Origin of the sequence: Campylobacter concisus ATCC 51562, from assembly GCF_000466745.1 — a bacterium.
Lineage (GTDB): Bacteria > Campylobacterota > Campylobacteria > Campylobacterales > Campylobacteraceae > Campylobacter_A > Campylobacter_A concisus_B.
Genome location: NZ_ANNI01000012.1, coordinates 1 through 21,987, shown reverse-complemented (window position 1 = coordinate 21,987; position 21,987 = coordinate 1). Strand labels below are relative to the sequence as shown.

22 protein-coding genes and 1 pseudogene are annotated in these 21,987 nt (G+C 38.8%); 7 read left to right on the top strand and 16 right to left on the bottom strand.

Annotated features, from left to right (window positions below):
* From ATCC51562_RS09245 to ATCC51562_RS09235, 4 genes are all read right to left on the bottom strand, one after another.
* A partial coding sequence (locus ATCC51562_RS09245; protein ID WP_035167705.1) for an Rrf2 family transcriptional regulator occupies positions 1–284 on the bottom strand: 284 nt, incomplete at its 3' end.
* A gap of 116 nt (positions 285–400) precedes the next feature.
* Positions 401–697, bottom strand: a complete 297-nt coding sequence (locus tag ATCC51562_RS09890) for an NAD(P)-dependent oxidoreductase (RefSeq protein ID WP_235044206.1) — start codon at positions 695–697, stop codon at positions 401–403.
* The gene (locus ATCC51562_RS09885) at positions 697–990 is read right to left on the bottom strand and encodes an NAD(P)H-binding protein (RefSeq protein ID WP_235044205.1); all 294 of its coding nucleotides are present in this window, start codon (positions 988–990) and stop codon (positions 697–699) included. Before ATCC51562_RS09885 ends, ATCC51562_RS09890 begins: the two co-directional genes overlap by 1 nt.
* 74 nt (positions 991–1,064) lie before the next feature.
* Positions 1,065–1,439 (bottom strand): cupin domain-containing protein, encoded by a 375-nt coding sequence (locus tag ATCC51562_RS09235; RefSeq protein ID WP_021091938.1) that lies wholly within the window; start codon positions 1,437–1,439, stop codon positions 1,065–1,067.
* Positions 1,440–1,589: 150 nt separating this feature from the next.
* On the opposite strand from ATCC51562_RS09235, the gene ATCC51562_RS09230 reads away from it, so the two are divergent.
* Together ATCC51562_RS09230 and ATCC51562_RS09225 are read left to right on the top strand one after the other, a co-directional pair.
* Entirely contained in the window at positions 1,590–2,462 is an 873-nt protein-coding gene (locus tag ATCC51562_RS09230) for an ABC transporter six-transmembrane domain-containing protein (protein ID WP_021091957.1), read from the top strand.
* Positions 2,452–3,366, top strand: coding sequence for a cation diffusion facilitator family transporter (locus tag ATCC51562_RS09225; RefSeq protein ID WP_021091939.1), 915 nt, complete (start codon positions 2,452–2,454; stop codon positions 3,364–3,366). The genes ATCC51562_RS09230 and ATCC51562_RS09225 overlap by 11 nt, the downstream gene beginning before the upstream one ends.
* Position 3,367: 1 nt before the next feature.
* Here the strand turns inward: ATCC51562_RS09225 and ATCC51562_RS09880 are convergent, their stop codons facing one another.
* Both ATCC51562_RS09880 and ATCC51562_RS09875 read right to left on the bottom strand, forming a co-directional pair.
* On the bottom strand, positions 3,368–3,877 hold the full coding sequence (locus ATCC51562_RS09880; protein ID WP_021091952.1) for a restriction endonuclease subunit S: 510 nt from the start codon (positions 3,875–3,877) through the stop codon (positions 3,368–3,370).
* 635 nt (positions 3,878–4,512) lie between these two features.
* Positions 4,513–6,534: pseudogene (locus ATCC51562_RS09875) on the bottom strand (HsdM family class I SAM-dependent methyltransferase); the annotation flags it as partial.
* Positions 6,535–6,670: 136 nt separating this feature from the next.
* On the opposite strand from ATCC51562_RS09875, the gene lepA reads away from it, so the two are divergent.
* From lepA to ATCC51562_RS09190, 5 genes are all read left to right on the top strand, one after another.
* Entirely contained in the window at positions 6,671–8,461 is a 1,791-nt protein-coding gene (lepA, locus tag ATCC51562_RS09210) for a translation elongation factor 4 (protein WP_021091942.1), read from the top strand.
* Positions 8,462–8,658: 197 nt separating this feature from the next.
* Positions 8,659–8,889, top strand: a complete 231-nt coding sequence (locus ATCC51562_RS09205; RefSeq protein WP_009294206.1) for a 2-hydroxymuconate tautomerase family protein — start codon at positions 8,659–8,661, stop codon at positions 8,887–8,889.
* Complete coding sequence (locus ATCC51562_RS09200; protein WP_021091953.1) at positions 8,883–9,605, top strand: hypothetical protein; 723 nt, start codon at positions 8,883–8,885, stop codon at positions 9,603–9,605. The genes ATCC51562_RS09205 and ATCC51562_RS09200 overlap by 7 nt, the downstream gene beginning before the upstream one ends.
* 11 nt (positions 9,606–9,616) lie before the next feature.
* A complete protein-coding gene (locus ATCC51562_RS09195; protein WP_021091946.1) occupies positions 9,617–10,174 on the top strand; it encodes a YajG family lipoprotein in 558 nt (185 codons plus the stop codon).
* On the top strand, positions 10,174–10,743 hold the full coding sequence (locus ATCC51562_RS09190; protein WP_021091948.1) for a ComF family protein: 570 nt from the start codon (positions 10,174–10,176) through the stop codon (positions 10,741–10,743). The genes ATCC51562_RS09195 and ATCC51562_RS09190 overlap by 1 nt, the downstream gene beginning before the upstream one ends.
* A gap of 82 nt (positions 10,744–10,825) precedes the next feature.
* Here the strand turns inward: ATCC51562_RS09190 and ATCC51562_RS09185 are convergent, their stop codons facing one another.
* From ATCC51562_RS09185 to murJ, 10 genes are all read right to left on the bottom strand, one after another.
* Positions 10,826–11,464 (bottom strand): YggS family pyridoxal phosphate-dependent enzyme, encoded by a 639-nt coding sequence (locus ATCC51562_RS09185; RefSeq protein WP_021091943.1) that lies wholly within the window; start codon positions 11,462–11,464, stop codon positions 10,826–10,828.
* The gene (rseP, locus tag ATCC51562_RS09180; protein WP_021091941.1) at positions 11,461–12,570 is read right to left on the bottom strand and encodes an RIP metalloprotease RseP; all 1,110 of its coding nucleotides are present in this window, start codon (positions 12,568–12,570) and stop codon (positions 11,461–11,463) included. Before rseP ends, ATCC51562_RS09185 begins: the two co-directional genes overlap by 4 nt.
* A gap of 196 nt (positions 12,571–12,766) precedes the next feature.
* Positions 12,767–13,312 carry a CDP-diacylglycerol--glycerol-3-phosphate 3-phosphatidyltransferase gene (gene pgsA, locus ATCC51562_RS09175; RefSeq protein ID WP_021091951.1) on the bottom strand — a complete coding sequence of 182 codons (546 nt, stop codon included), beginning with the start codon at positions 13,310–13,312 and terminating at the stop codon, positions 12,767–12,769.
* A gap of 33 nt (positions 13,313–13,345) precedes the next feature.
* Positions 13,346–14,134: an enoyl-ACP reductase gene (locus ATCC51562_RS09170; RefSeq protein WP_021091937.1), complete on the bottom strand. Its 789-nt coding sequence runs from the start codon at positions 14,132–14,134 to the stop codon at positions 13,346–13,348.
* Complete coding sequence (gene dapA, locus ATCC51562_RS09165) at positions 14,134–15,003, bottom strand: 4-hydroxy-tetrahydrodipicolinate synthase (protein WP_035167707.1); 870 nt, start codon at positions 15,001–15,003, stop codon at positions 14,134–14,136. The genes ATCC51562_RS09170 and dapA overlap by 1 nt, the downstream gene beginning before the upstream one ends.
* A 26-nt stretch (positions 15,004–15,029) precedes the next feature.
* Entirely contained in the window at positions 15,030–16,271 is a 1,242-nt protein-coding gene (locus ATCC51562_RS09160) for a M16 family metallopeptidase (protein ID WP_021091956.1), read from the bottom strand.
* Positions 16,272–16,282: 11 nt separating this feature from the next.
* Complete coding sequence (locus tag ATCC51562_RS09155) at positions 16,283–17,356, bottom strand: quinone-dependent dihydroorotate dehydrogenase (protein ID WP_035167706.1); 1,074 nt, start codon at positions 17,354–17,356, stop codon at positions 16,283–16,285.
* Between the two features lie 53 nt (positions 17,357–17,409).
* The gene (locus tag ATCC51562_RS09150) at positions 17,410–19,134 is read right to left on the bottom strand and encodes an ABC transporter ATP-binding protein (protein WP_021091945.1); all 1,725 of its coding nucleotides are present in this window, start codon (positions 19,132–19,134) and stop codon (positions 17,410–17,412) included.
* Positions 19,127–20,521 (bottom strand): cysteine--tRNA ligase, encoded by a 1,395-nt coding sequence (gene cysS, locus ATCC51562_RS09145; RefSeq protein ID WP_021091940.1) that lies wholly within the window; start codon positions 20,519–20,521, stop codon positions 19,127–19,129. Before cysS ends, ATCC51562_RS09150 begins: the two co-directional genes overlap by 8 nt.
* Complete coding sequence (gene murJ / locus ATCC51562_RS09140; RefSeq protein WP_021091949.1) at positions 20,508–21,908, bottom strand: murein biosynthesis integral membrane protein MurJ; 1,401 nt, start codon at positions 21,906–21,908, stop codon at positions 20,508–20,510. The genes cysS and murJ overlap by 14 nt, the downstream gene beginning before the upstream one ends.
* Between the last annotated feature and the right edge of the window lie 79 nt (positions 21,909–21,987).

The window sequence follows — 21,987 nt, the reverse complement described above, 5'->3', positions numbered from 1 at the left end:
GGTGAGTCAGAGTGGATCTTGAAAAGTTTTTCTTTATCGTTTACTGCGTTAAAAATTTGAAGGAGGGTTATATCTTTTGGCTCTTTCGCAAGACTCACACCACCAACTCCAGCTACGACATTCACGAGTCCTGCAGCCTTTAGAGTGCCAAGCAGACGCCTAACTATGACAGGATTTGTGTTTATACTACCTGCTATAAATTCGCTCGTGACTTTCTCGCCTTTGAAAAAACAAGCTGCTAAAACTACATGGATCGCGGTTGAAAACTTGATCCCTACTTGCATAACTGTCCTTGAAATTTTTTTCTGATTATACTTTAAATTTTTACTAAAAGCAGTTTATTTTCAGTTTAGATTTGACAAGCCGACTTTTTGTGCCAGCTATGTCAAATTTATAATTTTTATGCTCGCTCGCCAACTGCTGTGAAGCGTTTTTGTATAAATTTTTTATTTTTTAGCTCGTCTATGATTGCAAGCGCAAGGTCCGCATAGCTTATATAGCTCTCATTTTTTGAGTTTAAGATGAGATTATCTCCACCAAGCACGTATTTACCAGTACGAGCACCATTTGCGTCGTAGTCGCCTGCTGGGCTTACGTATGTCCAAAGTAAATCGCTCCTATCTTTTAGCTCAAAATAAGACTCCGCAGTCGCCTTTGCCACACCCATATATGCAGCTGGGAAGTCTGGTGTATCCATTAGCAAGTGTCTTTGCTATCAACAAATAACGTACCAGCGCCGCCAACTACGATGAGCCTTGTACTAGTGCCTTCTAGTAAATTTATAAGGTGAGTAGCCACTTTTTTGTGAAGCGCAAAGGTATCTGGCGTCCACGCTGCAAATGCACTGATCACTGCGTCAAAGCCAGCCAGATCAGTCTTTGTAAGCTCAAAGATATCTTTATAAATAACCTTTACGCCCCCATTTTTATACTCTTTGTCTCTAATGATTGCCGTTACGTCATGTCCTTGTTTTAGAGCCTCGTTTACCAAATTTGTACCGCTTTTGCCGTTTGCTCCGATGATTGCTATTTTTATTATTTCTCCTTTAAAATTTGTTTTTTATTTTACAACCAGCTTGGCTTTACGTCATCAACTATCACACCGTCACTCATTGTGTATTGCTCTAGGCTACCGCGTTTTGTCTGGATACAGATCATTTTGATGCCGTTTTTGCCAGCTTTAAAGCACCTTTTGCCCTCTGGATCTATGCGCACCGCATCTCCTTTGCTTACTTTTAGCACCTCACCGTCGATGAAAAGCTCACCCTCACCCTCTAGGATGATGTAAAGCTCCTCGTTTTGCTTATGTGCATGGACAAATGGCACGCTCACATTTGCTGGAAGCTCGTTTATAGATACCTCACAGCCGCTTAAATTTAAAGCCTCTTTTAGCTCGACTCTTGGCTCGTTTGCGATCTTTGCAACCTGAAAATTTTTCATTTTGTTCTCCTTATTTTTTGTTGTAATATTTTTATTTACAACTGATGAGTGAAGTATAATAATTTTTTGTTGTAATGTCAATAGTTACAACAAAAATTTTTCAAAATTTATAAATTTTGGCTAGAATTCGCGAAAATTTTAGGATTAAATTTGCAAAATAACGCCTTTAAAACGCTAAAGAGCATAGCGACCGAGCACAATAAAAATCTCATTTTGACCTTTGCTTTGGTGTTAGCAGAGAACGGACTTTTTCTTGCTTATCCGATATTTGCGGGCTTTGCGATAAACGCAATCATGCAAGGAAATACGTTAAATGCCCTCATTTACGCACTTTTTGTGCTCATAGCGTGGCTTGTAGGAGCCATTAGGCGCCGCGTGGATACGCAAGTTTTTGCAAATATCTACGCAAAGCTTGCTGTAAACGTCATCATGAATGAAAAACAAAATGCCAAAGACGACTCCGCCATTATCGCCAGAGTAGCGCTCTCGCGAGAGTTTGTAAATTTCTTTGAGACGCATTTTCCTATGTTTTTTACATTGGTTATTTCGATCATCGGCTCAGCGTTTATGCTCATCTTTGTCGAGCCAAAGGTCGCTGTGGCGTGCTTTGCCGTGATGATCGTTTTTCTTATATTTTTGCCAAGATATATTAAGAAAAATGACGACCTTTATCTTCGCTTAAATGACCGCCTAGAAAAAGAGGCAAAGGTGATAGGTGTTTTTAATAAAAGCACGCTAAATAGGCACTACGACGTCGTTTCTAAATTTCGTATAGCGATCTCAAACAGGGAGGCGATGAGCTATTTTATCATCGGTATTAGCGCTTCGCTGCTCTTTTTGGTGGCGATAATAGTGCTCAGCTCGCAGCAGACAAATGCCGGCCACATCTACTCTGTGATGACTTATATATGGAATTTCGTCATCAGCCTTGACGACTCGCCAAAGCTCATCGAGGAATTTTCAAATTTAAAAGATATAGGTAAGAGGATCGACGCCCAAAAGAAGGACAATGATGCACAATAAGAGCGTTCTTAGAAATTCATTTTTTCTAATTTTCACGTTTATGATAGTTGAGGCCGTTTTTGGCTTTGTTTCAAACTCGCTTGCGCTCGTTAGCGACGCATTTCACATGCTCTCAGACGCTGCAGCTCTCTTTTTGTCGCTCATGGCGTTTAAAATTTCAGAAAAAAGGGCAAATTTACAAAAGACCTTTGGTTACAAAAGGGTCGAGATCATCGCCGCTTTCATAAACGCCATCGCTCTTATCGCGCTTGCTATCTTTGTCGTAGTCGAAGCTATCATCAGGCTTTTTAACGAGCCAGAGATAGAGGCTGAAACGATGCTTTTTGTTAGTATTTTGGGGCTTGTGGTAAATTTAGTCGTGGCTATTTATATGCATAAAAGCGCTGATACAAAAGAGAATTTAAACATGAAAGGCGCATATTTGCACGTACTTGGCGACACGCTTGGCTCGGTTGGTGCCATCGTCGCGGCACTTCTTGTGATGAAATTTAACTTCACGCAGGCCGATAGCATCGCAAGTATCTTTGTCTCGCTACTCATCATAAAAAGCGGCGTTAGCTTACTAAAAGATAGCTTTAATATCCTGATCGAAGCCGTGCCGCTTAAGCTTGATACGGATGAAATTTTAGGTGTTATAAATGGCGTAGATGGCGTTAAAATCGTGCATGACCTGCATATCTGGGCGATAAATGCTGGCACAAACGCGCTCATAGCCCACGTGGTGGTGGATGATGCGCTAAGCGTGGCTGAAATTTCAAAGATGATAAAGCAGATCGAGCACGAGCTTTCTCACGCAGACATCGATCATGTCACGCTTCAATTTGAGAGCGAGAGCCTTGGACACAAGGACGATCTCATCTGCGAGTTAAATGATGAAGATGATCACTGCGGGCATCATCACTAATTTAGGCTTTATCGATAACTTTTTTGGTTACTTCTATTTTTTTATCAGCCCAAAGCACGATGTCTTTTATAACCAGTTTTTCGATGGCTTTTATGAAATCTTTTATAAATTTGTAGTTAATCTTACCATCTTCACTTATTGGAAGTAAAATTTTTGTCTCATTAAATAATCTTTCAAAGTCACGGACTAAGTGACTTTGATAAAAATTTTGTTTTTTATTAAGCCAACATATAAAATATTGAGCTATGTCTTTATTAAAATTATCAAATTTCGGATAAATTGTTTTCGTAAATTGACCTGCGTAAAAATCTTTTTCCATATAGAAAAATTGCATTCCGAGCATCCCAACAGCTAGTGAATTGCCCTTAATTTTATGTTTTTCATCTAAATAATCAACATATCCTGTTATGCCGTTATTTAAAACCGTTCGTGTAAAATACGGATATTCGCCATCGTCACTAAATTGGAAGCTATCTTTATTAAGTTGTGGGTTTGAGACAACTTCAAACAAATCGCCGATTTTAAATTCCTTTGCTACCCCCCCCGTCGGCTAAATTCGTCAAATTTAGCAAGGGCGGATTTTTCGGTATCAGTTAATTCATAATTTTTAAGTCCAGTGGCGCGTAAATACGCGTCGAGTTCTTCGATGCGTTCGCGCTCGAGTTCTTCGATAAATTTTTCCATAAAGGAAAAATTTATCTCGCCGCCTAGCGTCGGCAAAAGGATTTTGTGGGCTTCTAAGCTATTCATTCTGTATTGCTTCCCATATCCGAATTTATACTTATCCATGTTCATCACGGTTGCTATATAGAATAAGGCTTTATGGTTTATTGGATTTTTGCTTTGCAAAACTAAGATATTATCATCGCAACAAAAATCATCTAAATGCACAAAAGCATTACAAAACATATCAATTGTGATTGCATTGTTATAAATTTTTTGCGTATTTGGTTCTATAAAACCCTTTACGCCTTGATTAAATTCTCCTGCTGTTACGAGCGGATATTTTCCGTCTTGCCTATTGCTTTTGATTAGTCTTGTTCCTCTGCTGTAATTGAATAAATTTGTGACTTTATATTCCCTAAATTCCCCGCCGTTTGACCTGAATTCACGCTCCAAATTCTCTAAATTTCTCGAAATTACTCTTTGCTTGGGACTATCCTTTTTTAAAATTTGCGATACTTCCCAGCTTAGATAATCGCTTACGCTCTTTTTAAAATCCGCTAGCGTCGGCATAGTATCGACTGGACGAGATTTATTCCAGTCAGCGCCATTGTTCGGATCAATCGTTGCTTCGTAATATTCGTTTTGCGTGAAAATTTCAAGCTTACTTGCGCCAAAACGCACCAAATTTACCAGCTCATCGTAGCGTTCGTGTGCGCGGTCGGCGATTTTTAAATTATTACTCGCTTTTTTGCGATTTGACCTTGCGTAGCCGTCGTTTGAAAAGTCAATAAATTTCACCATTTCATCTTTTTCGTGCTTTTCGCCTACTTTAAAGACGTAGATATTTGTTTGCACGCTTGATTTGCCGACGAAAAGATTAGTAGGCATTTTAATACTCGCGACAAGGGTGTTGTGCTTTAAAATTTTTTTATTAAATTCACGTGCTCTTCCGCTACCAGCTGAGTTTTGTATGATTATGGCGGCGTAGCCTTTACTCATCATATTTAAAGCAGTTTCTACAAAGACCATGCCATTTCCAGGCGCAGAATATGGCGGATTTAGCACAAAAGCGGTTGCGGGAAATTTCTCTTTAATATCTCCAAAGCCATATTCACCATTAAAATCACTTAAACTATCTTTGTTTAAGATATTAGAGCTTCCGTCACCCATCATTATCATATTTAAAACTGCTAGCATATAAATAGATGGAAGAATTTCAAGTCCTAAAAGTTGTTCTGCTTTTATCTTTAGCTCTTTTTGTTTGAGTTCTTGAGGTGAATTTATAGTAGCTTTGGCGTCTTTCATCATCTCATTCATAGCGGCTACTAAAAGTCCAGCTGAGCCTGTGGCAAAGTCCCAAACATAGCTATCTTTATTTACCCGTGCAAGGCGCACTAAAAGCGTAGCAATATATGAGGGAGTAAGAACAACGTCGTTTAATTTATCTTGCGAAAAACCAAGCCATGAATACATTTCGTTAAATAGCTTGCCAGTAAAATCAGTGGTGAGCCCGATTTTGTAATAAATTCCCAAATCATCAACTATTTTGCAAAATACTCTTTTAAGTTGTGTTTGTCCATCTGAAATTTTGTTTATATTTTCGGCTAAAATCGTGTTTGAGAGTGTGCGAAGAATGAGCTCTTTTTTATCTGTTGGAATATTTTTGCACTCTAGAAAAGCTTTTATCTTTCTCGTTAAAATTTCGCCATCAGTGTTGCCTTGCTCGGGCGATGATTTTAGTTGCGATTTTTCTAGTGGAGCGACCCTGCCAGGTATGCCAAGAGTAGCGATGATAGAGGCTGCGACTAGATAGACGCGGTCGTTTTCGCCAAGTCCTTTTTCGTTATTATAAATATCATTATTTAGCTTTACTAGGCTTGTATCGATCTCTTTTTCGCGCTTTTGTTTTATCTTTTCAAGCTCATCGTGTGATAAATTTATATCTTTTAGGCTTTTTGCAAATTCATCAAAATTTGATCCTTTTAAAAATGAAAGGTCGCTAAAGTCGCCAACTTTTTGACCTATACCTAAATTTGACTTTGAAACATAATAGACTCCGATTTTTATTTGGAGTTTGCCTTTGTTGTCTTTAAAACCAGTGACGCCAATGGCGATGATGTCAGTATAGCTTGTATGGTGAAGCAGAGCATTTGCATAGTGGATCGCTCCATTTACAGCGTATTCTTTTATATTTTTAAAATTTGGTTCATTTTTGGCGGTGCGATTTTCTACATTGCCGTCGGCGTCTAGTTTTTCTAGCTTATCTTCATAGCCTTTGTATTCAATCAATACAGGATAAAAATTTAAGCTCTTATCTTGCAAGAGTAGTTTAGCATCAGGTTTGTTGCCACCTTTGCCACCTCCCTTAGAAGCATATTCTTGTAAGGCATTATCTATCTCGCTATTTAAGCTCTCTTGTTCCATTTTGATATCAAGTTTATATGATTTGAGCTCTGAATTTATCATATATGCCACATTTGGTTCTACACTTTGGATTGCCATTTTTAACCTTCATTATTTTATTTTTAAAGTTGTGATTTTAACTACTTTTTACTTAATGTTTAAAATTAGATTATGCAAATTTTAAATCAACTTTAGGCAAAATAAAGCCCAAAATTTAGTAAAAAGTAAAACTTATATGAAAAACATCAGAAATTTTAGCATCATCGCTCATATCGACCACGGCAAAAGTACGCTTGCTGACCGCCTTATTCAGGAGTGTGGCGCCGTCAGTGACCGTGAGATGAGTAGTCAGATCATGGATACGATGGATATCGAAAAAGAGCGTGGCATCACGATAAAAGCCCAGTCCGTTCGCTTAAACTACTCGCTAAATGGAGAAAAATTCGTCCTAAATTTGATCGACACTCCGGGCCACGTGGATTTTAGCTACGAAGTGAGCCGCTCTTTAGCCAGTTGTGAGGGCGCGCTGCTAGTCGTAGACGCTTCTCAGGGCGTAGAAGCGCAGACTATCGCAAACGTCTATATCGCGCTAGAAAACAACTTAGAGATCATCCCAGTCATCAACAAGATCGACCTACCAGTGGCTGACCCTGCTAGGGTAAAAGACGAGATCGAGCACATCATCGGACTTGATTGCTCTGGAGCAATCGAAGTGAGCGCAAAAACAGGCATTGGTATAAAAGAGCTACTTGAGGCTATCATCACGAGGATCCCTGCGCCAAATGGTGACGCAAATAAGCCCACAAAGGCGCTAATTTATGATAGTTGGTTTGACAACTACCTTGGCGCGCTTGCACTTGTGCGTGTTTATGATGGTGAAATTTCAAAAAATGATGAAATTTTGGTTATGGGCACAGGTAAAAAACACATCGTGCTTGACCTCATGTATCCAAATCCTATCGCGCCGATTAAGACCAAAACGCTTAGCGCTGGCGAAGTTGGCATTGTGGTTTTGGGACTTAAAAATGTTAGTGACGTCCAGGTGGGCGATACGATAACGCAGTCAAGAAATCCTCTAAAAGAGCCAGTTGGTGGTTTTGAGAGAGCTAAGCCATTTGTTTTTGCGGGACTTTATCCGATAGAAACTGATAAATTTGAAGATCTACGTGACGCGCTGGATAAGCTAAAGCTAAATGACAGCTCCATTAGCTATGAGCCAGAGACTTCGGTTGCACTTGGATTTGGCTTTAGGGTTGGCTTTTTAGGGCTGCTTCATATGGAAGTAGTTAAAGAGAGGCTAGAGCGTGAATTTGATCTTGATCTCATCGCCACAGCGCCGACCGTGACTTACGAAGTCATCCAAACTGATGGGCTAAATTTAAAGATACAAAACCCAAGCCAGCTGCCACCAGTAAATAAAATAGACTCGATCCTTGAGCCATATGTGAAAGCGACTATCATCACGCCAAGCGAGTTTTTGGGCAACATCATCACGCTTTTAAACAACCGTCGTGGCATACAAACAAAGATGGACTACATTACGACTGATCGTGTTTTGCTTGAGTATGATATACCGATGAACGAGATTGTTATGGACTTTTACGACAAGCTAAAATCAAGCACAAAAGGCTACGCAAGCTTTGATTATGAGCCTAGCGACTACCGCGTGGGCGATCTAGTAAAGCTTGATGTCAAAGTGGCTGGTGAAACGGTCGATGCGCTCTCTATCATCGTGCCTGAGAGCAAGGCGCAGACAAAAGGCAGAGACTTTGTAAAAGCGATGAAAGAGATCGTGCCTCGTCAGCTTTTTGAAGTGGCGATACAAGCGAGCATCGGCAACAAAATAATCGCCCGAGAAACCGTAAAATCAATGGGTAAAAACGTCACAGCCAAGTGCTACGGCGGCGATATAACGCGTAAGAGAAAGTTGCTTGAAAAGCAAAAAGAGGGTAAGAAGAGGATGAAGGCGATAGGCAAGGTGAATTTGCCGCAAGAGGCGTTCCTTTCGGTCTTAAAAATAGACTAGAGGCTTATCTTTTGTGCCCTTTTGAAAGAGTTAGTGAAATTTTGGCTTGATGAACCGCATGTTCTATCCGCACCAAAATTTCACGTCACAGCTTTCAAAATCATCACAAAATATCTCGCCTTGTTATGAGGTGGCGATACTGCCGCTTTTTGTTTTTGATTAAATTTTAAATACTAAATTTGCAAAAAAGGAGCATTATGCCATTTGTGAAAATTTGTGTGACAAAAGAGGGTGATAGCCCAAGTGTGGAGCAAAAAGAGAAGATGATAAGCGGAGTTACAAAGCTAATAAGCGAAATTTTAGGTAGAAGCGCTCAAAATACCGTTGTCATTATCGATGAGATCGATACGAATAACTATGGCATCGCAGGTGAGAGCGTGAAAAATCTCCGCAAAAAACAAAAAGAGCAAAAGGAAGTGAAATGCTAAGAGCGACATTATTAGCAGTTTTTGCAGCTGTCTTTCTAACTGGCTGTGTGGCAAAAGCCAGCCTTTGCCTCTCATGTGAGGGAATAGATGGCGTGCAAAGTGCGAGCATAAACAGCGAAGATAAGATGTATTTTGAAGAGGTTATGAGGATCCCAGCTGACTGCAGCGCTTGTAAAGGCAGGGGCGATGGTCTTTTTATAAATGGTGTTAAATACAAAAGTGATGTAGCAATAAATTGCTGCTTGGAAAAAAATATGATCGATACTAATGTTGGATTAAAAAAGGTTTATTTCCACAGGATCGTCGATGCTAGAAGTAGCGCTAGATCGATATATTACACAGGTGTTGAAGGAAATACTGCAGTTTTTAACTCAAATCCACGCCTTGAAGTGCTTTTTTACATGTTTTTGCAACGTGAGTTAAATTCTCGCGGAATCGTGGTTGTCGATACTCAAACATCGCCTTACACATATAGGCTTGATTTTAGATTTGACGAACTTAGAGGAAGCTACTCGGGAAGTTCAGAAATTTTAAATGGACATCTAAATGGGCTTCTTATTCTTTCAAATATAAATTTCAAAAAAACGTTACCTATCTCGACTAGGCACCATGTGGAGAAGCTAGAGGCTTCAGAGTCTGGTCAGTTTGACTTTTTTATCGCACTTTTAGTTAAACAAGCTGCGATAAAAGTAGCCGATGAGATCACTAAACTTTAAAAGGAAAAACGATGAATAAATTTAAATTTTTAGCTATTTTTGGACTTTTTGTTTTGTTTTTAACTGGTTGTGCACCAAGTCAAAGTGTTGTCGCATTTGATCCATATAAGGCTGTTGTGAGCCAGCAAAATAGTGGCTTTGAGACCTATATAAGCGCGGTGCATGACAACCGTAAAAATAAAAGTACCATTGCTACGATCACTGATAGCAAAGGTACCGTAAAAGAATATGTCGTGCTTCAAAACGATCTTGCTACTTATTTTAGTGATTCGCTCAAAAAAGAGCTTATGGCGCGCGGTGCAAATGTAAATGGCATGGGTGGCGTTGTAGTTGAAATTTTTATCAACGAGTTTGAAGCAAATATGAGTGGATACGGCACTGATAATACAAAAGGTAATATTAAGATTACACTTAAGATCCAAAAAGGCGATCAAAGCATCGTTAAAAATATTTCAAATAATCAAACCAAATTTGAGTTGATTCGCACAGGTGGAGCATTTAAATCATTTTTAACTGAGATCATAAATGATGCCATCAAACGCACAGCAATTGCTATTTTAAATAGCTAATGTTTTGTGCGTTTTGCAAGAGCTTTACGCTAAATACATTTTGTAAAATTTGCTCACAAATTTTAAGCGAGCCAAGCCCGATAGTAAGAGAACTAGAGGGCTTTAAAATTTATAGCTTTTACGGCTACTCTGAAATAAAAGAACTCATCCACTCCAAGCACCAAATGCACGGATATTTTATATATAAAAACTTAGCCAAATTTGTATTTAATAAATTTGCTAAAAGCTTTAGCTTACCGGAGAAAGTCTATGCTCTGCCGATAGATGATAGAGTACATCACGGCTATTCGCATACGGCTATTTTGGCAAATGCGCTAAAGGCTAAAAATCTAAAGCCCATATTTCATGCACTGCATGCAACAAGCAAGATCAGCTATAGTGGTAAGGATTTGCAATTTAGACAAAATAACCCAAGAAATTTTAAAATCCTAAAAAAGATCACTGCGCCAGTTATTTTAGTAGATGACATTGTAACCACTGGCACTACAATACTTGAGGCTAGAAATACTCTAGAAAAAGCTGGCGTAAAAGTACTTTTTGCTCTAGTTTTGGCTGACGCTAAATATTAAATTTTAATTTTTGCCTAAGTCTTTTTGGCTAGAAATTTACTAAACTCCAGCAATAGTGGCAAATCAGGCAAAAGCGATAAATTTATAGATAAAGCATAGTGCCAAGGCGGATCATATTTGAGCCACATTTTATCGCTAGCTCGAAGTCACTACTCATGCCCATTGAGCAGATAGTTGCACCTTTTGGCTTTAGGCTATCAAAAATTTTATAAGTTAGTTCAAAGCTCTTTTGAATCTCTTTTGTCTCATCCACATGCGCTCCGATACTCATCACACCTTTTAGATTGATATTTTTGCACTCGCTTTGGATACGCTCATAAATTTCTGCCGCATTTGCTACGCTTACGCCTTGCTTTGTATCTTCATTAGCCGAGTTTATTTGAAGCAAGGTATTTAGCTTGTAGCTAAGCCTTTTATCGACCTCTACAGCTCTTTCAAAGCTATCGCAGCTTTGCCAAAGTGTGGGCTTTAGGCTTACCATTTGATTTATTTTGTTATTTTGCAAGCGGCCGATCATATGCCATTTTATATCAGTAAAATTTTGCAGTTCTAGCTTTTTTTTGGCTAGCTCTTGGACTCTATTTTCACCAAAATTTCTTTGCCCTTGTGCGTAAAGCTCTCTTACTTCAGCGCTTGTGACATTTTTACTAACGGCGATTAGTGTCACATCTTTGCTTAAATTTTCTATCTTTTCTAACAGCTCTTTTAAAACTATCATCATAAACCTCCGCTTAATCTTATAATGTCATTAAAGGTTGCAAGCATCATTATACCAAGCAGTAGCGCCCAGCCGCAGTAGGTAAGCGTAACAAGCACTCGCTCATTTACCTCGCGTCTAAAAATTAGCTCATATAAGTTAAAAAGTATGTGTCCGCCGTCAAGCGCTGGGATGGGGAATAAATTTAAAACGCCTAAATTTACTGAGATTAAAGCGACGATCGTCAAAAGTACGCCAAGACTTATTTTTGCAGCTTTTGAAGTGACATCAGCGATCTGCACGATACCACCGACCTCTTTTAGTGATACAGTTCCACTTACTAGTTTGGTAAAGCTTTTAAAGATTAGTTTTGATGCTTCTAGAGTTTCATCGTAAGCAAATTTTAGGCTACCAAAGCCTGTATGATAAATTTTTACCACTTCGCCATTTGGAGAGATCCCGATCAATGGGCGCTGTACCTTTTCATTAAATAGATTTATCGTCTCGCCTATCTTTGGTGTTAAATTTATAGTCATTTGCGAGCCGTTGCGATCTATCAAAATGGTGCTTGGCTCAAGCTTTACATTTTTACTGATCTCATCCCACTCGTTTATCTTTACGCCATTTATTGCTAAAATTTTATCATTTTTAGCTAGTCCAGCGCTTGCAGCTGCCGAGCCTTCAGCTATATGGCCTACACTTGGCGCAAGTCTTTCAACTCCGATAGATCCAAGCAAAATGTATATAAAAAACGCCAAGATAAAGTTAAAAAATGGCCCAGCAAAGAGGATGTAAATTCGCTTTATAGGGCTTAGCACGTTATAGCTATCACAGTCGTAGTTTTTGGCTTTTGGGTCGGTGTCGTCTTGACCTTTTAGCTGTACGTATCCACCAAGTGGGATCGCGCTTAGGCAGTAGTCGGTGCCACCAATGTTTTTGGTATAAATTTTCTCCCCAAAGCCGATACTAAAGGTGTTTACCTTTACGCCAAGCGATCTTGCTGCCAAAAAGTGGCCAAGCTCGTGAAAAAATATGAGAAAACTAATGGCTAAAACGGTCACTAAAAAATAAAATGAATACGCATAAAGCCCAAGACAAAGTAGGGCTAACGTGAAGAGAATGCCTTTCAAAACTTACCTTTTTTTGAAAAATTGATGAGATTTTAGCCAAAATTTATAAATTTACTCTCAAACGACGTTTGGCTAAAAATTTCTCTTAGCTAGGAGAAATTTTTAACTTAATTTTGCTTATTTTGAAAATGAAGTTTTTATTATTTATATAAATTTTTTCAAGTAAAAACTTTGGGTCTTATGAGTGAAAGAAATTTTAACTCTTTTTCATCGCCTTTACATAGGCAAAAATATACTCAAACCCAGAATAAAGTGTAAGCGCAACAGCGATCCAGAGCAAAAGCTCGCCACCAGGCCAGCTCATCAGTAAAAATCCAACAGCAAACATCTGCGAGACTGTTTTTACTTTGCCAGCCATCGAGGCCGCAACCTCTACGCCGTCACTTGCCATCACTACACGAAAGCCAGTTATAAAAAATTCCCTTACCAAGATGAGATAAACAGCCCAAGCACTCGCTCTACTAAGCATCATAAGCCCCAAAAATGCAGCAAGAATTAGCATCTTATCAGCTAGTGGGTCAAGGATCGCTCCAAGCTTGGTCTTTTGATCCCAGCTTCTGGCGATGTAGCCGTCAAAAAAGTCAGTCACCGAGGCGATCACAAAAATAAGAGCTGCGAAGTAGTTTATCCAACTTATGTGAATTTGCGTAAAAATTCCTGGCGCATTTACAAGCATAAAAAACATAAGCGGAGCCAGCAGTATCCTAAAAAATGCCAATGCGTTTGGTAAATTTAAACTCACAAATATGCCTTTATGCTTAAAATTTCAATTTTCTCATTTAAAAGTCGTGCCGCCATCTATTATAAATGTATGTCCTGTCACCCAGCTAGCCTTAGATGAGCATAAAAATAGACATGCTCCGGCTAGATCAGTCGGCTGTCCCATGCGGTTTAGCGGGCTAAGCTTTGCTGTCATATCGCGCACCTCTTCGTAGTTGGTAAAGGCTCTTAGTGCATCTGTCTCGATAGGGCCGCCACTTACGACGTTTACACGGATATTTTTCTCGCCAAGCTCGGTCGCAGCGTATCTTGCCATGGCTTCAACGGCTGCTTTTGCTGTGCCATGACCTGCGTAGTTTTCGATATATACTAAATTTCCAGTCGATGATAGGCTGATGATACTACCACCACCCACTTTTTCCATGCGTTTTGCAGCTTCTTGAGTGCCTACGACAAAGGCATTTACTGTTGCTGTAAAGATATTGTTTATGCCTCTTGGTTTTAGCTTCATAAATTTAGTGTATCCGCCAGCTACTGCTCGACCTGAGATGATAGCATTTGATATGAAAAAATCAATCCTGTCAAAATCCTCGTCTATCTTTAAAAATAGCTCTTTATAAGTCTCTGGCTCAAGGATATTTAGTGCGTAAGCTCTTGCTTTTATCTTGTAAGTAGTCTCAAGCTCTTTTGCTTGTTCTTTTGCAAGCTCTTCGTTTGAGTTGTAGGTAAATGCTATATTTACGCCAGCTTTTGCAAATTCTTCAACTATGGCTCTACCGATACCTCTAGTGCCGCCACTGATAACTAGCGTTTTACCTTTAAATTCGTTTAGTGTGTCCTTCATTAAAAACCCTTTATTTCGTAATTTTTTATTACTTCTTCTATCTTTTTAAAATTTTCTTTACTTGGTTTGCAAAGTGGCAAGCGGTACTCTAAAGAGTCGATGAGTCCAGCTAGATACATCGCTGCTTTGATCGGTATCGGATTGCTTTCGCAAAAGAGTGTTTTATTTATCGTATATAGATTGTCATTTATTAGTTTTGCTTTTTTGTACTCTTCGTTCATCGCAAGGTGCGTAAGCTGTGAAATTTGATCTGGTAAGAGGTTTGCAGTAACTGAGATGACGCCCTTGCCGCCATTTGATATGATAGGATAGTTGATCGCATCTTCGCCGCTAATGACTACTAAATTTGGCTCGTGAGCTAACAAATCTACGCATCTATCTATGCTACCTGTAGCCTCTTTGATGCCGTAGATATTTTTGCACTCTTTAAAAAGTCTAAAAACGGTCGCTGGCAAGATATCCACTCCAACTCTACCTGGAACATTATAAAGAAGCACTGGAATTTCAATGCTATTTGCAATGGCTTTGTAGTGCTCGTAAAGCCCTTCTTGTGTTGGTTTGTTGTAATAAGGCGCAACTGAAAGGATACCATCAGCGCCATGAGCTTGAGCAAATTTAGCGATACCAATAGCCTCGTGAGTCGCGTTGCTGCCAGCTCCAGCTAGTACTTTTACATTTGTGCCTTTACATGCATCTACGGCTATTTCGATACAAATTCTATGCTCATCATGCGTTAGTGTTGCACTCTCGCCGGTAGTTCCAACTGGCACAACGACATCTATGCCGTGTTTTATCTGTCTTTTTATTAGTTTTTCAAAACTGACTTCATCCACTTTTTGATTTTTAAATGGCGTAATGAGTGCGGTCATCGCACCTTGAAGCGAATTTTCCACGTTTATTCCTTTTTTAATATTATTGTTGTGCTGGTTTTTTCATTGAAATATTTATTTGCTATCTCTTTTAAAAGCTTGGCATCTATCTTATCGATATTTTTTTCAAGCTCGTAAAGTGGCTTTATGTCGCCTCTAGCAAGATATGAGCCATATAAATTTGCAACTTTGCTTGCACTCTCAAATGAGTAAATAAAATCAGTTTTTATCAAATTCTTAACTCTTAAAACATCATCTTTATCGATTGGCTTATTTTTTAAATCATCTATGATCTTTAAAATTTCAGCCTCAACCACGTTTGCTTCGACATCTGGGTTGCAAACTGCTAAAAATATAAATAAATTTTCATCAACGCAGCTCATATTATAAGCATAAATTTGATTTACGAGCATTAGCTCATCGATTAGACGTTGCTGTAAAACAGAGCTTTTGCCAGTGGCTAGATATTCACTGATCGCATTTAGACCTACTTGATCAGCATGCCTAAAGTCTGGGATCTTATAAGCGATCGCTAGCATTTGTGTTTGGCTATCTTTGTAGATAATAGCTCTTCTAGCCCCATCTTGCTCAGGTTCTTTACAGTGAGTTTTTGGGATGGCCCTTTTATTTTTTATGCCACTAAAATTTTTCTTAGCCAGTTTAAATGCCTCATCCTTGCCGATGTCACCGCTTATCATCAAAATCGCATTTTTTGGCTGATAAAAAGTAGCATGAAATTCTTTTATGTCGGAGATATTCCAGTTTTCGATATCTTTTATAAAGCCTATCGGAGTCCAGTGGTATGGATGGTAGATAAATGCGTGGTTGTAGAGCCTAAAGTAGAGGTATCCCATAGGGTTATTATCTGTTCGCCACCTGCGCTCTTCATGCACAACGTCTCGCTCTGGTTGAAATTCTTTGTCTTTTAGGCTTAAATTTTTCATAAGCTCAGCAAAAAGACCAAGCGTTTTGTCTAAATTTTCATTTGAGGCTTTTATGAAGTAGTGAGTGTAGTCAAAGCCAGTGCTTGCGTTATTTACGCCGCCAAAGCCTTTTACTATTTCGTCAAATTCACCAGCTCGTAAATTTTTGGTTGATTTAAAATTTAGATGCTCTAACATGTGAGCGATGCCGCTTTTGCCCATCACTTCGTTTTTTGATCCAACTTTATAAAAGACATCGACGCTTATCACTTTTGAGCCAGGATTTACTGGTACGTGATAAATTTCAAGTCCGTTTTTTAGTTTTATTTTATTAAATTTTATCAATCTTTTGCCTTTTATTTTTTAACATCTATGCCGACTGCTTCGCTAATAGAGGCAAAGCCATCTCTTTTTAAAAGTTCTAAAATTTCTAAATTTATATCTCTTGCGATCATTGGCCCTTTAAAGATAAAGCTTGTAAAAATTTGCACTAAATTTGCTCCCATTTTTATGCGCTCATATGCCTCTGCACCACTATCTATGCCGCCGCATGCGATAAGCGTCGTCTTACCATAAAGCTCGTTTGCTACAGCCTTAAAGATCTCTTTTGACTTTTTAGCGATCACCTTGCCGCTTAGTCCGCCAAAATCCTTTAAATTTGACGAGTGAGAGAGCGAGTAATCAACGCTTGTATTTGAAACAAGCACGCCACTAGCACCGTTTTCTACCGCGCAGCTGCAAAGCTTGATCGCATCTTCGTGGCTCATATCAGGAGCGATTTTAAAGATGATCGGCTTTTTGGTAAGTGGCAAAATGACGCTAAAAAGTTCTTTTATGAAGCTCTCATCTTGCAGTGCTCTTAAATTTGGCGTGTTTGGCGATGAGACATTTATGACAAAGGTGTCGCAAATTTCACTAAATTCTCTTACTAAAATTTCATAGTCTTTTATTGCATCTTCGTTTGGTGTGACCTTGTTTTTACCGATGTTTGCCCAGATAGGTAAAGTATAAGGATAAAGTTTTTTGACTCTATTTTTGACAGCCTCACAGCCGTCGTTGTTAAAGCCCATCGCATTTTGGATACTCTCTTCGTCTATGAGCCTAAAAAGTCTCGGTTTATCGTTGCCAGGTTGAGGTTTTGGAGTAAATGTGCCAAATTCTAAATACCCAAAGCCAAGAGCCGTGAGCGCTCCAAACATTGTGGCATTTTTATCAAAGCCTCCAGCTATGCCAACTGGATTGTGATAAGTGCTTGAAAATAAATTTTGTTTTAGTGCATTGTCATCGACCACGCACTTATTTGCTACAAAGCTTAAAGATCCTGGAAAAATTTTATTTGCCCCGATCATTGCAAGTTCTGCGATTTTATGGGCAGTTTCTGGATCAAATTTAAAAAATATAGATTTTAAAGTTTCGTAGTTTAAGCTCATTTTAACCTCTTTAAAATGCCTAAAATTTTGTGCAAATCTTAGCAAAAATCGCCTTAAACTAAGGCTTTGCCTTTAAGTTTTGCATAAATTTCATTTCTCTTGCTAAGCTCTTCATTGCTTCCGATATCAACGACCTTTCCACCACTTAAAACTGCGATCTTATCAGCACTCTCAACCGTGCTTAAGCGGTGAGCGATGACAAAGATGATCTTTTTGTTTCTTAGGTTGTTTATAGCCTTTGTGATCTCTTTTTCACTCTCGTTATCAAGCGCTGAAGTGGCTTCGTCAAAGATAAGAATTTGTGGGTTTTGATAAAGCGCTCTAGCGATAGCGATGCGTTGTCTTTGACCGCCTGAAAGGTTTGTGCCAAATTCGTTTAAGATAGTGTTGATGCCGTTATCTAGTTTATTTACAAACTCATAAGCATTTGCCATTTTTAGTGCATTTATAACGGCTTCTTCGTTAAATTCTCTGCCGTAAGCCACGTTTTTAGCGATTGTATCGTTAAAGATATATACACGCTGCGTTACAAGGCCGATGTTTTGGCGAAGTGAATGGATTTTGATATCTTTTAAATTTGTTTCATTTATTAAAATTTCTCCGCTATTTACGTCGTAAAATCTCATAAGTAGATTCATGAGCGATGTTTTTCCGCCACCGCTTGAACCAACTAGGGCTATAAATTCTGACTTGCGAGCCTCCAAATTTATACCTTTTAAAACCTCTTTATCGCCGTAGTTTAGGCTGACATCATTAAATTTAATCAAATTTATCTCTTCGCTTAACACTTTTTCGCCATCTTTTATCTCGCTTACTTTATCCATCAAGAAAAATGTCCTCTCGCTCGCAGCGATCGCATCTTGCATTTTATTGTATATATTTACGATACGTTTTAGAGGAGTGTAGAGCATGAAAAGCGCAGTTAAAAATGAAAAGAAAGCACCCATGTTTATATTTCTGTCAATGACGTCTTTGCCACCTATTATGATGACAGCTGCCACGCCTATTGAGCCAATTGTTTCCATTAGTGGACTTACTAGTTGCTCGATTTTTACGGTTTTAAGGTTTAACTTAAAAAATTTGTTATTTTCTTCAACGAAACGTGAGTGCTCGTATTTTTGGGCATTATTTGCCTTGATGATCTCGATATTTGTAAAAATTTCACTCAAGGCTGAAGTGATATCAGATGTCTTTTCTTGCGATTTTTTTGAGATTTTTTTCATCTTTTTAGCAAGGCGCGAGATCGGATAAATCGCTATTGGCATAACAACAAGTGCAAAAAAGGCTAATTTAGGGCTTTGATATATGACTACACAAAGCAGACCTATGATAGTTACAAGCTCCCTAATAAGCTCTGGTATAATGCTTGAAACAATAGATCTTATGCGCTCTATGTCGTTCGTGGTTCTGCTTATTAGCTCGCCTGTTCTAAAATCATTAAAAAATTTCATGTCCAAATTTAGTAAATTTTCGACCATCTTTTCACGAAATCTTCTAATCGTATCTTGGCCAATATAAGCGGTAAAATAGGCCTGCATAAAAGTTCCAACATTTTTTAACAGATAAATAGCGATGATCGCACATGGTAACAAATAAAGCAGTGTTTCGTTTTTTTCAACGAAAATTTTATTAAGTACTGGCTCCACCAAATACGCGCTGACTGCTGTTCCACCACTTGCAAGCCCCATGCCGATGAAGGCTAGGATGAAGTGTGGAATGTAGTCTTTAAAATATGGGCCAAAGCGTTTTAGTACATCTTTTAAGCCAAAGTTAGTCATTGCTTTTCTCCCAAACTACGCCGTTTGGTGTATCCATAATGGAGATATTCATCTTTTCTAGCTCGTCTCTTATCTCATCAGCTCTTGCAAAATTTCTCTCTTTTTTAGCTACCGCTCGCTCATCAAGAAGCCTTTTAATTTGCTCTTTTTGCTCGTTGCTTACACCAAACTGAAAATACTCAACATAATTTGTGCTAGCAATGCCCAAAATTTCACTTATAAGCTCCAAATTCGCCACTACTTCGGCCTTATAGACTTTATCTTTTGGGCTATTATCAAGCCTTTCGTTTGCTGTTTTTACAAACTCATCAACGCTTGCAAGTGCTTTTGAAGCGTTTAGATCATCACTTAGTGCCTCAAGTAGCTCATTTTTAAAGCTCTCATTTATTGCACCTGCTTGCACGCCATCAACTCTTTTTTTAAGGCGATAAATTTTATCTAGCCTCTTTTTTGAAGCCACTAAGTCTTCATCTGAATAATTAAAATGCGCCCTGTAATGGCTCGTAAGCAAGTAATATCTAAGTACTTCGCCATGAATATTTTTTAGGGCGTCCTTTACGAAAAAGCTGTTATTTAAGCTCTTGCTCATCTTTTCGTTATTTACTTTTATAAAGCCGTTATGCATCCAGTATTTGCTCAAATTTTTATGATAAGCGCATCTGCACTGGCTAGCCTCATTTTCGTGGTGCGGAAAGAGCAGGTCGATGCCGCCAGCGTGGATGTCGATCTCAAATTTATCATTTTCTTTATCGCTTAGAAATTCTCTTATCATCGCCACGCACTCGGTGTGCCAGCCAGGACGACCCTTGCCAAATGGACTCTCATACCATTTCTCGTCAAATTTCCAAAGAACAAAGTCTTTTTCGTCTCTTTTCTCGCCAAAACTTGCCACGCGCGCGATTAGATCGGTGTTATTGTCCTTGCCGCTAATGCTAAAATAACCACTATCCTTGCTCGTATCAAAGTAAATTCCATCGCTGGTTTTATACGCCACGCCCCTATCCATAAGCACTTTGATGTAGCTAATGATCGCCTCCAAGCACTGCGTAGCCTTTGGTTTAAAGTCTGGATCAAGCACGTTTAAAGCGCCCATGTCGCTCTCATAATGCGCTATATATTTGTTTGTGATCTCCTCTAGGCTTTGACCAGTTTGCGCCATTTTATTTAAAATTTTATCGTCAATATCAGTGTAGTTTCTTGCAAATTTAACCTTGTAGCCAAGCGCTTTTAAAACCCTTCTTAAAAGATCAAAGCTAACGGCTGACTTTGCATGCCCCAAATGTGCGTCGTCATAGACCGTTGGACCGCATAGGTAGATGCTAACTTCACCATCTTTAATAGGGCTAAACTCAACCTTTTCTCTTTTAGAAGTATCAAAAATTCGCATTAAATATATCCTTTAAAAATGTTAAACCAAAATAGAGCAAAACCGCCAAAATAGCGATGGCGGCTATAAATTTAGGCTCGATTATAGCTAAAAATCGCTTAGCTCCAAAGGCTCTTATATATAAAATAAGCTGTAAAAATCCCCCAAGTGAGCTTGCAAATGCAAGGCCAGCAGCTCCAAATTTCTGCATCAAAATGACTGCTAGGATCAAATTTATCACAAGGCAGATGATGGAAATTTTAGCTGCCTCTTTTTGCTTCATATTTGCGTAAAGCCAAAGTGAGAAAATTTTAGCCAGACCAAATGGCGTAAGCCCCACCAAATAGGCACTTAGCACCTTGGCGCACTCAATAGTATTTGCCCTTACGAAATTTCCTCTCTCAAACAAGAGCCAGATGATAAACTCACTTAGCACAACGCCTGCGATCGTGGCTGCTAGCAGGGCACAAAGTAGCAGGTAAAAGCTCTTTTTTGTCCAAACTAGGGCGTTTGCCTCATCTTTTTGCTTTAAAAGCCTGGTGATCTTTGGAAAGAGTGCTTGAGAGAGCGCGATCGCAAAGATAGCAAGTGGGAGCTGAAAAATTCTATTTGCATAAAAGAGGTAACTTATCGAGCCACTTACCAAAAAGCTAGCTAGCCAAGTGTCCATAAATGCGCTTATTTGCATCGCACTTGAGCCAAGTAAGCCGTGATAAAAATTTATAAAAAAGCCTTTGCTTTGCGCTCTTTTGCCTTTAAAATATCCGCTTAGACCGCCCCAGAAAATTTTATTTAAGGCGTTAAATTTCATAGCAACTAGATGCACCAAAACCTGCAAAACACCGCCTGCAACGACACCAAAGCTAAGATAAAGTGCGACCACGCTCTCGCTCTTGCCACGAGCCAAAAGTAGCGATGCGATCATGGCTAAATTTAGTAGCGCAGTTGAAAACGCAGTCGTGGCAAAGTGCCCTTTATACTGAAGTAGCGCACCCATAAATGTGACGATATAAACAAGGGCTAGATAGTAGAAATTTATACGCACAAGTGGCACTGCATCTATGATATTTTGCTCGCTTAAGCCGCTTGCGATGATCTTTATAAAGTAGGGCGTAAATAAATTTACAAGAAGCGTTAATGCGCCTATAAAAAGTAGAAATTTGATAAAAATTTCAGCTTGAAAGATCGCTTTTTTCTTGCTATTTGTAAAATTTGGTAAAAATGCCTGTGTAAAGGCACCTTCTCCAAATATGCGGCGAAATAAATTTGGGATTTTAAAAGCGATAAAAAAAAGATCACTAAATATGCCAGCTCCAAGGATGGAAGCTGTTAAAAGGTCTCTTATAAGTCCAAGAATTCTTGAAACCATAATGCCAACTGAGTTTGAAAAAAAACCTTTTATAAACATCGTTCACCTAAATTAAATTTGAAAACGCAATAGTAACAAAAGATGCTTTAAAGCTTACATAACCCAAATTTAATAAAAT